Annotated in this window: 13 protein-coding genes; 12 read left to right on the plus strand and 1 reads right to left on the minus strand. The window is 72.6% G+C overall.

The window, feature by feature from the left end; all coding sequences use genetic code 11:
- The first annotated feature begins 24 nt into the window (after positions 1 to 24).
- Complete coding sequence (locus ACZ7C5_RS23725; RefSeq protein WP_401079268.1) at positions 25 to 1,458, plus strand: FtsW/RodA/SpoVE family cell cycle protein; 1,434 nt, start codon at positions 25 to 27, stop codon at positions 1,456 to 1,458.
- Positions 1,459 to 1,569: 111 nt separating this feature from the next.
- Here ACZ7C5_RS23725 and ACZ7C5_RS23730 read toward each other — a convergent pair whose 3' ends face one another.
- On the minus strand, positions 1,570 to 2,949 hold the full coding sequence (locus tag ACZ7C5_RS23730) for a YihY/virulence factor BrkB family protein (protein WP_401079266.1): 1,380 nt from the start codon (positions 2,947 to 2,949) through the stop codon (positions 1,570 to 1,572).
- Between the two features lie 177 nt (positions 2,950 to 3,126).
- On the opposite strand from ACZ7C5_RS23730, the gene ACZ7C5_RS23735 reads away from it, so the two are divergent.
- The 11 genes from ACZ7C5_RS23735 to ACZ7C5_RS23785 all read left to right on the plus strand — a co-directional run bounded on the left by ACZ7C5_RS23735 (position 3,127) and on the right by ACZ7C5_RS23785 (position 13,087).
- Positions 3,127 to 3,210 (plus strand): putative leader peptide, encoded by an 84-nt coding sequence (locus ACZ7C5_RS23735; RefSeq protein WP_401079798.1) that lies wholly within the window; start codon positions 3,127 to 3,129, stop codon positions 3,208 to 3,210.
- Between the two features lie 197 nt (positions 3,211 to 3,407).
- Entirely contained in the window at positions 3,408 to 5,132 is a 1,725-nt protein-coding gene (locus ACZ7C5_RS23740; RefSeq protein WP_401079264.1) for a nitrite/sulfite reductase, read from the plus strand.
- Positions 5,133 to 5,231: 99 nt separating this feature from the next.
- Positions 5,232 to 5,414: an eL43 family ribosomal protein gene (locus ACZ7C5_RS23745; protein WP_188296662.1), complete on the plus strand. Its 183-nt coding sequence runs from the start codon at positions 5,232 to 5,234 to the stop codon at positions 5,412 to 5,414.
- The gene (locus ACZ7C5_RS23750; protein ID WP_401079261.1) at positions 5,395 to 6,096 is read left to right on the plus strand and encodes a phosphoadenylyl-sulfate reductase; all 702 of its coding nucleotides are present in this window, start codon (positions 5,395 to 5,397) and stop codon (positions 6,094 to 6,096) included. Before ACZ7C5_RS23745 ends, ACZ7C5_RS23750 begins: the two co-directional genes overlap by 20 nt.
- A 50-nt stretch (positions 6,097 to 6,146) precedes the next feature.
- Complete coding sequence (gene cysC / locus ACZ7C5_RS23755) at positions 6,147 to 6,743, plus strand: adenylyl-sulfate kinase (protein WP_401079259.1); 597 nt, start codon at positions 6,147 to 6,149, stop codon at positions 6,741 to 6,743.
- Entirely contained in the window at positions 6,740 to 7,696 is a 957-nt protein-coding gene (gene cysD, locus ACZ7C5_RS23760; protein ID WP_401079257.1) for a sulfate adenylyltransferase subunit CysD, read from the plus strand. Before cysC ends, cysD begins: the two co-directional genes overlap by 4 nt.
- Before the next feature lies 1 nt (position 7,697).
- On the plus strand, positions 7,698 to 9,038 hold the full coding sequence (locus ACZ7C5_RS23765; RefSeq protein WP_401079255.1) for a sulfate adenylyltransferase subunit 1: 1,341 nt from the start codon (positions 7,698 to 7,700) through the stop codon (positions 9,036 to 9,038).
- Between the two features lie 245 nt (positions 9,039 to 9,283).
- Positions 9,284 to 10,441 (plus strand): aliphatic sulfonate ABC transporter substrate-binding protein, encoded by a 1,158-nt coding sequence (locus tag ACZ7C5_RS23770; protein ID WP_401079253.1) that lies wholly within the window; start codon positions 9,284 to 9,286, stop codon positions 10,439 to 10,441.
- A 205-nt stretch (positions 10,442 to 10,646) separates the two neighbouring features.
- Positions 10,647 to 11,444: an ABC transporter ATP-binding protein gene (locus tag ACZ7C5_RS23775; protein WP_401079251.1), complete on the plus strand. Its 798-nt coding sequence runs from the start codon at positions 10,647 to 10,649 to the stop codon at positions 11,442 to 11,444.
- Complete coding sequence (locus ACZ7C5_RS23780; RefSeq protein WP_470323428.1) at positions 11,431 to 12,342, plus strand: ABC transporter permease; 912 nt, start codon at positions 11,431 to 11,433, stop codon at positions 12,340 to 12,342. The genes ACZ7C5_RS23775 and ACZ7C5_RS23780 overlap by 14 nt, the downstream gene beginning before the upstream one ends.
- Positions 12,343 to 12,352: 10 nt before the next feature.
- Entirely contained in the window at positions 12,353 to 13,087 is a 735-nt protein-coding gene (locus ACZ7C5_RS23785) for a sirohydrochlorin chelatase (RefSeq protein WP_470323429.1), read from the plus strand.
- Positions 13,088 to 13,114: the final 27 nt, after the last annotated feature.

Here is a 13,114-nt window from a genome sequence, read left to right on the forward strand (position 1 = left end):
TGGTGGACAAGGGGACTGGAACAGGTGCGAAGCACTGCACGCCGCGAGGGCCGCCGGCCGACGACGCGCCACCGCGACATCGAACTGGGCCTGCTGGTCCTCGCGGTGGCCGTCTGTCTGGCAGGACACGTCGACGCCGACCTGGCACTGACCGGCAGGATGCCGCCCGGGCTGCTGGTGCACGGCCTGTCGCTGGGCGCGCTGGCCGGGGCGGCACACCTGGCGGTGCGCCGGTTCGCACCGTACGCCGATCCGCTGATCCTGCCGCTGGGCGTCTTCCTGACCGGCTTCGGGCTGGTGCTGCTGGACCGGCTGGACTTCAGCTACAAGGCCGCGCACGCCGCCAAGGGCGACTACCAGAAGATCCCGGCCGCGCCCTCCCAGCTGATGTGGGTGTTCGTCTCGGTCGGGGTCGCGATCGCGCTGATCGTCCTCGTCAGGCACCACCGCGTCTTCCAGCGCTACGTGTACCTGCTGATGACGGGCGCGCTGATCCTGCTGACGGCGCCGGTGTTCTCCCCCGGCGACAGCTTCGGCGCCAAGCGCTGGATCCGGCTGTTCGGGCTCTCCTTCGAACCGGACGAGTTCGTGAAGGTGGCGATCACGGTCTTCTTCGCGGGCTACCTGATGGCCGCCAGGGACGCGCTGGCGCTGGCCGGGCGGAGGGTCTGGGGGATGACCCTGCCGCGCGGGCGGCACGTCGGACCGGTGCTGGCGATCTGGGTGGTCAGCCTGCTGGTGCTGATCTTCGAACGCGACCTGGGCACCTCGCTGATCTTCTTCGGCGTCTTCGTCGTGATGCTCTACGTGGCGACCGAGCGCACCAGCTGGGTGGTGCTCGGCCTGCTGATGGCGGTCGGCGGCGCGGCGGTGGTCGGCACCGTGGAACCGCACGTGCACGGCCGCGTCGAGGCCTGGCTGCACCCGCTCGACTACTACAAGCCGGTGCACGACAAGGCGATCTCGGAACAGCCCGCCGAGGCGCTGTTCAGTCTGGGCACCGGGCACCTGACCGGGACGGGCCTGGGTTCGGGGCGGCCCTGGCTGATCGGCTTCGCCGGGCGCAGCGACTTCATCTTCACCACCATCGGCGAGGAGCTGGGCCTGGCCGGGGTGACCGCGGTGCTGCTGGTCTACGTGCTGCTCGTCCAGCGGGGCCTGCGCACCGCGATCGGCCTGACGGACCCGTTCGGCAAGCTGCTGGCCACCGGCCTGTCGGCGGCGCTGGCGCTCCAGGTGTTCGTGGTCGTCGGCGGGGTGAGCGGGCTGGTCCCGCTGACCGGCAAGGCGCTGCCGTTCCTGGCGGCCGGCGGTTCGTCCCTGCTGGCGAACTGGCTGATGGTCGCGCTGCTGATCAAGCTGAGCGACTCCGCGGGGCGCACCGCCCTGACCCCCGCCACCGCCCCGGCCCCCGCGACCGACCCTGCCCCGGACCCGGCCCCAGTCCCGGCCGCCTGACCCGCCTGACCCGCCTGACCCGCCTGACCCGCCTGACCCGCCACCAGCACACAGGGCCTCCCCCGCACCCGCGGAGGAGGCCCTGCCCGTACTGCTGTCACGCTGCCCCGGCTACCGCTGCTCCCACGGCGCCCGGGGCGGCCGCGGCGGGTGCCCCGGCACCTGCTGCCCGGACGGCCCCTGCACCGGCGGCGGCTGAGGCGGCTGCGGCGGCTGCTCCGGCCGGGGCGGCTGCCGCGACGACGGCGACGGCCCCGCCGGCCGGTCGCTGTCCGGCGGCGGCGGGGTGGGCCGGTGGTGCGGCCCGCCGCGCGCGGTGAGACGCCCGCGCACGTTGTCGGCGGCCAGCACGTCGGCCCACCGCTCCGGGTACTCGGAGGGCACGTCGGCGTCCTCGCCCTCGTCCTCGCCCCACTCCTCCTCCACGCCCTCGGCGAGCCCGAGTTCGCGGGCGCGCCGGGCCCGTTCGACGGCCCGCCGGGCGGCGACCTCGCGGACCACCGCGGCGGCCGCCTCCTCCTGGGCACGCTCGTTCTCGGCGCGCGCGTCGGCGGTCTCCAGGGTGGGCCAGCGGCGGTCTATCGCGGCGTTCATCGCGGCACCGATGAGGACCGCGAGCGCCACCACGAAGATCCACAGCAGGACGGCCACCGGCGCCGCCAGCGAGCCGTACACCGAGACGGAGGGGCCCTCGATCGAGCTGACCAGGTAGAGCCGCAGGCCGACGCTGCAGAAGACCAGCACCACCAGGGCGACCAGGGCGCCGGGGATGTCCTCGCGCCACGGGGTCGAGACCGGGACGGCCAGGTGGTAGAGGGTGGTCAGCGAGACGATCAGCAGCACGATCGCGACCGGCCAGTAGAGGGCGCCGACCAGCCCGGCGATGCCGGGCACGGCGTTCTCCACCAGCCCGGGCCCGGTCGTCAGCAGCGGCAGCACCAGCGAGCCGATCACCAGGGCGCCGAAGTAGAGGCCGAGCGACATCAGCCGGGTCTTGACGATGCCCCGCTTGCCGTCGAGCCCGTACATGACGGTGATGGTGTCGATGAAGATGTAGAGCGCCCTGGAGCCCGACCAGAGGGACAGCAGGAAGCCGATCGAGACGAGGTCGGGCCGGGCGGTGTCGAACACCTGGTTCAGCAGCGGGACCACGACGTCGTTGACGGAGGAGTCCGACAGCACCGTCCCGGAGGCCGAGACGATGTCGTGCTTGAGCCGGTCGATGGTCTCCGCGCCGAGGAACTGGTCGAGGTACCCGAGGGTGCCGGCCAGGCCGAGCAGCAGCGGTGGGATCGACAGCAGGGTGAAGAAGGCCGCCTCCGCGGCGAGCCCGGTGACCCGGTACTCGACGCAGGTGTTGGTGGTGTCCTTCACCAGGTCCCACGCCGTGCGGTGCCAGGTGGCCTGTTTGGCCGCGCGCCGGGAGCCCTTGCCCCGGCGTCGGGAGGGCCGCTCGGCGTTCGTTCTGCTCGTATCGCCTGCTGCTTGCACAGGGCCAACCGTATCGGGCCGGGGGGCCGCGGTTGATCTCCCCGGGGTGCGGGCGCGTGGCCGGGCGTCCGCCCGTGGAGCGGCGGGAACCTCCGACTGTCCCACATGACGAAACATCAGCGTCCAGTATCCGGATGTTAGTGGACCGCGAGTCCCGCGCCGTGCGAATCTCTTGCCATGCGTAGCGCCGGAACCACCCTAGTAGGTCGACTCCACGTCGATCTCCTTCGCGTGTCCAGCGCCATCTGTCCGGTGTCCTGAGCTCCCCCTCCGCCGTACCACCGCACCCGGCGCCGATCTTCCCGCCATCCCCGCCGAAGCGGATGCGCAGGCGCCCGCCCGGTCCCGGTCACTGCCCTTGAGGCCTTGAGAATCCGCAGGTCAGAGCAGCACCGCACGGCCGAGCACGCCCCGCGACCCATCCCGCGCCAGCGCCATCTGCCCAGAAGGACTTCACCATGGCCACCTCCCCCGAGACTGCCGAGCCCCCGGCCGACCGTGCCGCCGAGCGCCGGCCCGCCGCGGCCCGCAAGGTGACCCGTCACCGCGGCGAGGGTCAGTGGGGCATGGGCCACCACACCCCCCTGAACGCCAACGAGCAGTTCAAGAAGGACGACGACGGTCTCAATGTGCGGACACGTATTGAGACGATCTACGCGCACCGGGGCTTCGACTCGATCGACCCCGCCGACCTGCGCGGCCGGATGCGCTGGTGGGGTCTCTACACCCAGCGCAAGGAGGGCATCGACGGCGGCAAGACCGCGATCCTGGACCCGCACGAGCTGGACGCCGAGTTCTTCATGCTCCGGGTGCGCATCGACGGCGGCCGGCTGACCGTCCCCCAGCTGCGGGCGATCGCCGAGGTCTCCGAGCAGTACGCGCGCGGCACCGCCGACCTGACCGACCGCCAGAACATCCAGTACCACTGGATCCGGATCGAGGACGTCCCGGCGATCTGGCAGAAGCTGGAGGCCGTCGGCCTGTCCACCACCGAGGCCTGCGGCGACACCCCGCGCGTCATCCTCGGCTCCCCGGTGGCCGGCATCGCCGAGGACGAGATCATCGACGGCACCCCCGCCATCGAGGAGATCCAGCGCCGCTTCATCGGCAACCCGGACTTCTCCAACCTGCCGCGCAAGTTCAAGAGCGCCGTCTCCGGCTCCCCGCTGCTGGACGTCGCGCACGAGATCAACGACGTCTCCTTCGTCGGCGTGGTCCACCCCGAGCACGGCCCCGGCTTCGACCTGTGGGTCGGCGGCGGCCTGTCCACCAACCCCAAGCTGGGCGTGCGGCTGGGCGCGTGGGTCCCGCTCGACGAGGTGCCGGACGTCTACGGCGGGGTCATCGGCATCTTCCGCGACTACGGCTACCGGCGACTGCGCAACCGCGCCCGGCTGAAGTTCCTGGTCGCCGACTGGGGCGTGGAGAAGTTCCGCCGGGTGCTGGAGGACGAGTACCTCAAGTACCAGCTGGTCGACGGCCCCGCCCCCGCCGAACCCGCCGCCCGCTGGCGCGACCACGTCGGCGTCCACCGCCAGCAGGACGGCCGGTTCTACGTCGGCTTCGCCCCGCGCGTCGGCCGGGTCGACGGCCCGCTCCTCGGCCGCATCGCCGACCTCGCCGCCGCCCACGGCAGCGACCGGGTGCGCACCACCGCCGAGCAGAAGATGCTGATCCTCGACATCGCCGAGGAGCACGTCGAGTCCGTCGTGGCCGGCCTGGAGGCGCTCGACCTGCGGGTCACCCCCTCGCCGTTCCGCCGCGGCACCATGGCCTGCACCGGCATCGAGTACTGCAAGCTCGCCATCGTCGAGACCAAGGAGCGCGGCCGCACCCTGATCGACGAACTGGAGCGGCGCCTGCCGGAGTTCGCCGAGCCGCTGACCATCAACATCAACGGCTGCCCGAACGCCTGCGCCCGCATCCAGGTCGCCGACATCGGCCTCAAGGGCCAGCTGGTCACCGACGAGCACGGCAACCAGGTCGAGGGCTACCAGGTGCACCTCGGCGGCGCGCTCGGCCTGGAGGCCGGCTTCGGCCGCAAGGTCCGCGGCCTCAAGGTCACCAGCGAGGGCCTGCCCGACTACGTCGAGCGGGTGCTGACCCACTACCAGGCCGACCGCACCGAGGGCGAGCGTTTCGCCCAGTGGGCGGCCCGGGCGAGTGAGGAGCAGCTCTCGTGAACGAGCGGAGCGTGGGGGTCCCCCGGCCGGAGGCCGGGGGAGAACCGATCAGGCAGGGCGTTGTTCGCGAAGCGGACGCTCAGCGCAGCGAGGTGGGCGATGAGTGAGCGCGCCGCGCCGTTCTTCTGCCCGTACTGCGGGGACGAGGACCTGCGCCCCTCCGAGACCGGACACGGCGCCTGGGAATGCCACGGCTGCCGCCGCGCCTTCCAGTTGAAGTTCCTCGGCCTGCTGTCACCGACCAACCACGGGGGTACGTCACATGAGCAGCACCGTGACTGACTACGAGGCGACAGCCCTGCGGGCCGGCCGCGAGCTGGAGGAGGCCACCGCACAGGAGATCCTGGCCTGGGCGGCGGACACCTTCGGCCGGCGGCTCTGCGTCACCTCCTCGATGGAGGACGCGGTCGTCGCCCACCTGGCCTCCTCGGCGCTCCCCGGCGTGGACGTGGTGTTCCTGGACACCGGCTACCACTTCCCGGAGACCATCGGGACGCGGGACGCGGTGGCCGCGACCATGCCGGTCAACGTCATCACGCTCACCCCGCTGAGGACGGTGGCCGAGCAGGACGCCGAGCACGGGCCGGACCTGCACGACCGCGACCCGGACCTGTGTTGCGCGCTGCGCAAGGTCGAGCCGCTCAACCGGGGCCTGGCCGGCTACGACGCCTGGGCGACCGGGCTGCGCCGCGACGAGTCGCCGACCCGGGCGGGCACCCCGGTGGTGTCCTGGGACCCGAAGCGCCGCAAGGTCAAGATCGCCCCGATCGCCCGGTGGACGCAGCAGGACGTGGACGCCTACGTCGCCGCAAACGGCGTGCTGACCAACCCGCTGCTGTGGGAGGGCTACACCTCGATCGGCTGCTCCCCGCTGTCCTGCACCCGCAAGCCCGCCGAGGGCGAGGATGCCAGGGCCGGCCGCTGGTCCGGCTCCGGCAAGATCGAGTGCGGCATCCACCTCTGACCCGTCGTCCGTTTCTGACATATCGTCAACTACCGTGTGAGGAAGTTCCCGTGACAGTTCACACCCCGGCCGCCGACGGAGCCGCAGAGGCGGCCCTCCCGGCCGCCCCCTGCGAGCGCGGCGCCACCGTGTGGCTGACCGGGCTGCCCAGCGCCGGCAAGACCACGCTGGCCTTCGCGCTGGCCGAGCGGCTGCGCTCCGAGGGCCACAGGGTCGAGGTCCTGGACGGCGACGAGATCCGCGAGTTCCTCTCCAGGGGGCTGGGCTTCTCCCGCGAGGACCGCCACACCAACGTCACCCGGATCGGCTTCGTCGCCGAGAAGCTCGCCGCCAACGGCGTCAAGGTGCTCGCCCCGGTGATCGCCCCGTTCGCGGCCTCCCGCGCCGCCGTGCGCGAGCGGCACGCCGCGAACGGTACGGAGTTCCTGGAGGTGCACGTCGCCACCCCGGTCGAGCTGTGCGCCGAACGCGACGTCAAGGGCCTGTACGCCAAGCAGGCCGCCGGGGAGATCTCCGGACTGACCGGCGTCGACGACCCGTACGAGGCACCGGAGAACCCGGAGCTGCGGGTCCGGACGCAGGGCCGCGAGGTGGCCGACTCCACCGCCGAGCTGCACGCCTTCCTGACCGAGAGGGGCCTCGCATGACCACCGCGACCGACAGCCCGGGCCGTACCGACACCCCCGGCCAGAACGCGCGGAGCCCCTTCGCGCTGTCCCACCTGGACGCGCTGGAGGCCGAGTCGGTGCACATCTTCCGCGAGGTCGCGGGGGAGTTCGAGCGCCCGGTGATCCTGTTCTCCGGCGGCAAGGACTCCATCGTCATGCTGCACCTGGCGCTCAAGGCCTTCCACCCCGCCGCGGTGCCGTTCTCGCTGCTGCACGTCGACACCGGGCACAACTTCCCCGAGGTCATCGCCTACCGCGACCGCGTCGCGGAGCAGCACAACCTGCGCCTGCACGTCGCCCACGTCCAGGACTTCATCGACCGCGGGGTACTGCGCGAGCGCCCGGACGGCACCCGCAACCCGCTGCAGACCGTGCCGCTGCTGGACGCCATCGAGAAGAACCGCTTCGACGCGGTGTTCGGCGGCGGCCGCAGGGACGAGGAGAAGGCCCGCGCCAAGGAGCGCGTCTTCTCGCTGCGCGACGAGTTCGGCGCCTGGGACCCGCGCCGCCAGCGCCCCGAGCTGTGGTCGCTCTACAACGGCCGGCACGCGGTCGGCGAGCACGTGCGGGTCTTCCCGCTGTCCAACTGGACCGAGCTGGACGTGTGGCAGTACATCGAGCGCGAGGGCATCGAGCTGCCGGAGATCTACTACGCCCACGAGCGGGACGTCTTCGCCCGCAGCGGCATGTGGCTGACCGCCGGCGAGTGGGGCGGCCCCAAGGACGGCGAGCCGGTCGAGCGGCGGCTGATCCGCTACCGCACCGTCGGGGACATGTCCTGCACCGGAGCCGTCGACTCCGACGCCACCACCATCGAGGCCGTGATCGCCGAGATCGCCGCCAGCCGCCTCACCGAGCGCGGCGCGACCCGCGCCGACGACAAGCTGTCCGAGGCCGCGATGGAAGACCGCAAGCGCGAGGGGTACTTCTAACATGACCAGCACCATCCGGGAAGCCACCGCCACCTCGCTGCTGCGCTTCGCCACCGCCGGCTCCGTCGACGACGGCAAGTCCACCCTGGTCGGCCGGCTGCTGCACGACTCCAAGTCGGTGCTCGCCGACCAGTTGGAGGCCGTCGAGCACGCCTCGCGCAGCCGCGGCCAGGAGACGCCCGACCTCGCGCTGCTCACCGACGGCCTGCGCGCCGAGCGCGAGCAGGGCATCACCATCGACGTGGCGTACCGCTACTTCGCCACCCCCCGGCGCCGGTTCATCCTCGCCGACACCCCCGGGCACGTGCAGTACACCCGCAACATGGTGACCGGCGCGTCCACCGCCGAGCTCGCCGTGGTGCTGGTCGACGCCCGCCACGGCGTGGTCGAGCAGACCCGCAGGCACGCCGCGGTCGCCGCCCTGCTGCGGGTGCCGCACGTGGTGCTGGCCGTCAACAAGATGGACCTGGTCGACTACGCCGAGCCCGTCTTCGCCGCGATCGCCGAGGAGTTCACCGGTTACGCCGCCTCGCTCGGCGTCACCGACGTGCTGGCCGTCCCGATCTCGGCGCTGGCCGGGGACAACGTGGTCGAGCCGTCCGCGCACATGGACTGGTACGGCGGCCCGACCCTGCTGGAGCACCTGGAGACCGTCCCGGTCGGCAGCGACCCCGACGCCGTGCCGGCCCGCTTCCCGGTCCAGTACGTGATCCGCCCGCAGACCGAGGAGCACCCCGACTACCGCGGCTACGCGGGCCAGCTGGCCTCCGGCGTGCTGCGCGTCGGGGACGCCGTCACCGTGCTGCCCTCGGGCCACACCACCACGGTGGCCGGGATCGACGCGCTCGGCCGCGAGACCGACGTCGCCTGGGCCCCGCAGTCGGTGACCGTCCGGCTCGCCGACGACATCGACGTCTCCCGCGGCGACCTCATCGCGGCCGGCCCGGCCCCCGTGCCGGCCAAGGACATCGAGGCGACCGTCAGCCACCTCAACGAGCGGCCGCTGCGCGCCGGGGACAAGGTGCTGCTCAAGCACACCACCCGTACGGTGCGCGCGCTGGTCAAGGAGATCTCCTACCGGATCGACATCACCGCGCCGATCGGCGAAGGGGGCCTGGAACAGCGCAGCGCCCCCGAGGGGCTGAACGTCAACGACATCGGCCACGTGGTGCTGCGCACCGCCGAGCCGCTGGCCCTCGACGACTACACCGACAACCGCCGCACCGGATCGTTCCTGCTGATCGACCCGGCCGACGGCACCACCCTCACCGCCGGCATGGCGGGCGAGGCCTTCGCGACCGTACGCACCACCGGAGCACCCGACGAGGAGGACTGGGTCTGATGCCCAGCGAGGCGTTCTCGGGCATGGACAAGGAAGGCGGCCGCATCGGCAGCGGCGTCCTCGGCAGCGGCCAGGGCGGCCTGACCCGATGTGTGGGCCGACAGGGCTGAGAACGCCCTGTCACCGGGCTGTCTACCCCCACAGCCGCCCGGCTTGCCCCGGCACACCGCTGCCGCGCGCACCACCTTCCGCACCTTCCGCCCGAGACCGTCTTCTGACGGTCCGTCCGCGAACAGGACTCCTCCATGGCACCGAACCCGGCACCTTCGCATACCCTCTCCCGCCCCGACGCCGGGCGGATCAGACGCTCCGCCGCGGCCGCCGTCGCCGGCCTGACCGCGGTGGCCCTGCTGTCGGCCTGCGGCTACGGCTCCAATGCCGACAAGCCCTCCGGTACGAACAACGCCGCGGCCACCGCCGGGGATTCCGGGGTGAAGCTGTCCGCGGACACCGTGAAGATCGGCTACTTCGCCAACCTGACCCACGGCACCCCGCTGGTCGGCCTCCAGGAAGGCATATTCCAGAAGGAGCTGGGCTCCACCCAGGTCAAGACCCAGGTCTTCAACGCGGGCCCGGCGGAGATCGAGGCGCTCAACGCCGGCTCCATCGACATCGGCTGGATCGGCCCCTCCCCCGCGATCAACGGCTACACCAAGTCCGACGGCCAGTCCCTGAAGATCATCGGCGGTTCGGCCTCCGGCGGCGTCAAGCTCGTCGTCAACCCGGAGAAGATCACCTCGCTGGACGACCTCAGGGGCAAGAAGATCGCCACCCCGCAGCTCGGCAACACCCAGGACGTCGCGCTGCTCAACTACCTCGCCGAGAAGGGCTACAAGGTCGACGCGGCCTCCGGCGCCGGCGACGTCTCGGTGGTGCGCACCGACAACAAGGTCACCCCCGACGCCTTCCGGCAGGGCTCCATCGACGGCGCCTGGGTGCCCGAGCCCACCGCCTCCAAGCTGGTCACGCTCGGCGCGAAGGTCCTGCTCAACGAGAAGGACGTCTGGCCGGACAAGAAGTTCGTGATCACCAACATCATCGTCTCGCAGAAGTTCCTCAAGGAGCACCCGGACGTGGTGGAGGCCGTGCTGCGCGGCTCGGTGAAGACCAACGCCTTCATCAAGGACAACTCCGAGAAGGCCAAGGCCGACGCGAACGAGGCGATCAAGAAGGAGGCCGGCAACTCCCTGGAGCCGGCCATCCTCGACCCGGCCTGGGCGGACATCGACTTCCTCGACGACCCGCTGGCCGGCACCCTCCAGGCCGAGGCCGACCACGCCGTGACCGCCGGGCTCCTCAAGAAGCCCAGCCTGAAGGGCATCTACGACCTCACCCTGCTGAACAAGGTCCTCGCGGCCCAGGGCCGGCCCGCCGTCGCGGACGCCGGACTCGGCGCCAAGTAGCCCCGGCCGGGCGGCCCGGGTGCCGCCCACGGCCCGGCCGCCCGCCCCCCGACTCCGCGGTCCGGCCCCGCCCGCCCGGTCGATCCCCGATCGATGCCCACCGGGCGGGCGGGGCCCGGACCACGGCCCCGCCTCGCAGACCTTTCCCTCCGCGCCCGCCACCGGGCGGGAGGGGCCCATGACCACTCACGCAGGAGGTGCCCGGATGACTCCGGCACTGACCACCGAACAGGGCGCCGCCGGTGCCCCCGCCGGCGCTCCCGCCGTCCGGCTCTCGCACGTGCACAAGTCCTTCGGCCGCCCCGGCTCCCAGACCCACGTCCTGGACGACATCACCCTCGACGTCGCCCCCGGAGAGTTCGTCACCCTGCTCGGCGCCTCCGGCTGCGGCAAGTCGACCCTGCTCAACCTGGTCGCCGGCCTCGACCAGCCGACCGGCGGCACCATCGAGGTGGCCGGCGGCCGCCCCGCCCTGATGTTCCAGGAACACGCCCTGTTCCCCTGGCTCACCGCGGGCAAGAACATCGAACTCGCCCTCAAGCTGGCCGGCGTGGCCCGCCCCGAGCGCCGCCCCGAGGCCGAGCGGCTGCTCGAACTCGTCCGGCTGAACGGCTCGTACGGCAAGCGGGTGCACGAGCTGTCCGGCGGCATGCGCCAGCGCGTCGCGATGGCCCGCGCGCTCGCCCAGGGCAGCAAGGTGCTGCTGATGGACGAGCCCTTCGCCGCCCTCGACGCCATCACCCGCGACGTGCTGCACGACGAGATCACCCGGATCTGGGCCGAACGGCAGCTGACCGTCCTGTTCGTCACCCACAACGTCCGCGAGGCCGTCCGCCTGGCCGAGCGCGTCGTCCTGCTCTCCTCCCGGCCCGGGCGGGTCGCCCGCGAGTGGCACATCGACCTGCCCCAGCCGCGCCGGATCGAGTCCGCCGGCGTCGCCGACCTGTCCATCGAGATCACCGAAGAACTGCGTGGGGAGATCCGTCGCCATGTCCAGCACTGAGACCACGCTCACCAAGCCCGCCGACGGTACCGACGGCACCGGGGACTCCGCTTCCGTCGGCGCCGGACTCGACGCCCTGGACGCCGTCACCGCGCACCGCAGACCGCTCGGCGAGGCCCTGCGGTCCAAGGCCCTGCCGCCGCTGCTCGGCGTCCTGGTCGTCATCGCGCTGTGGCAGGGCGCCTACAGCCTGCACGTCACCTCGTCGTACAAGCTGCCCAGCCCGGCCGACGTCTGGCGCTCCGCTCAGGACCTCTGGTACCAGGGCACCCTGCTCACGATCATCTGGACCAGCGTCTGGCGCGGCCTGTCCGGCTTCCTGCTCGCCGTCGTCATCGGCACCCCGATCGGTCTGGTGGTCGCCCGCGTCCGGCCGGTGCGCGCCGCCATCGGCCCGGTCCTCCAGGGCCTCCAGTCACTGCCCTCGGTCGCCTGGGTGCCCGCCGCCGTCATCTGGCTGGGCATCAACGACTCGATGATGTACGCGGTCATCCTGCTCGGCGCCGTCCCCTCCGTCACCAACGGCCTCGTCGCCGGCATCGACCAGGTCCCGCCGCTGTTCCTGCGGGCCGGCCGCACCCTCGGCGCGACCGGCCTCAACGGAGCCCGCCACGTCCTCATCCCGGCGGCGCTGCCCGGCTACCTGGCCGGCCTCAAGCAGGGCTGGGCGTTCTCGTGGCGCTCCCTGATGGCCGCCGAACTCGTCGCCTCCTCCCCCGACCTCGGCCGGGGACTGGGCCGGTTCCTGGAGGACTCGCGCGAGTTCTCCGACATGTCCGGCGTGCTGCTCGGCATCATCCTCATCCTGTTCGTCGGCATCGCCATCGAACTGCTGGTCTTCACCCCGGTCGAGCGCCGGGTGCTGCGCAACCGCGGCCTGCTGGCCGCGAGCAAGTGAGGCACCGCTGATGTCCGCCCTCCTCCTGATCGCCCACGGCAGCCGCGACCCGCGCCACGCCGCGACGGTGGCCGCGCTCGTGGAGGAGGTGCGGGCCCAGCGGCCCGGCACCGAGGTCGCCACCGCCTACCTGGACCACTGCGCGCCGCGGATCCCCCAGGTGGTCGGACGGCTGGCGGACGCGGACGCGGTGGCGGTACCGCTGCTGCTCAACCGGGCGTTCCACGCCAAGCACGACATCCCCGCCGCGCTGCGCGCCGCCGGCTCCGGACTGCCGGTGGCGGACGTGCTCGGCCCCTCGCCCCTGCTGCTCACCGCCCTGGACCGCCGCCTCGCCGAGGCCGGCCTGGCGGTCGACTCACCCGCCGTCCGGGCCCGTACCGGCGTGGTGCTGGCGGCGGCCGGCTCCTCCGACCCGGCCGCCGACGCCGCGACCCGCGCGGTGGCCGCCGAGTGGCGCCGCACCCGCGGCTGGGCCGCCGTCGAGGTCGCCTACGCCTCCGCCGCGGGCCCGCGCGTCCCCGACGCCCTCGCCGCCCTGCGCGCCGCCGGCGCCCGGCACACCGCCGTCGCCCCCTACCTGCTGGCCCCGGGCCTGCTGCCCGACCGCATCGCGGCCGCCGCCGACGGCGCGGACACGGTCGCGGCCGTCCTCGGCGCCACCCCCGAACTGGCGGCCCTCCTGCTGCAACGCCACGACGAGGCCCTCCGGGCCACGGCCGCCACCCGGGCCCTCACCGCCTGAGCGGAACCACGCCGGCTCCGCCGTCGT

Source organism: Kitasatospora sp. NPDC036993, assembly GCF_055607525.1.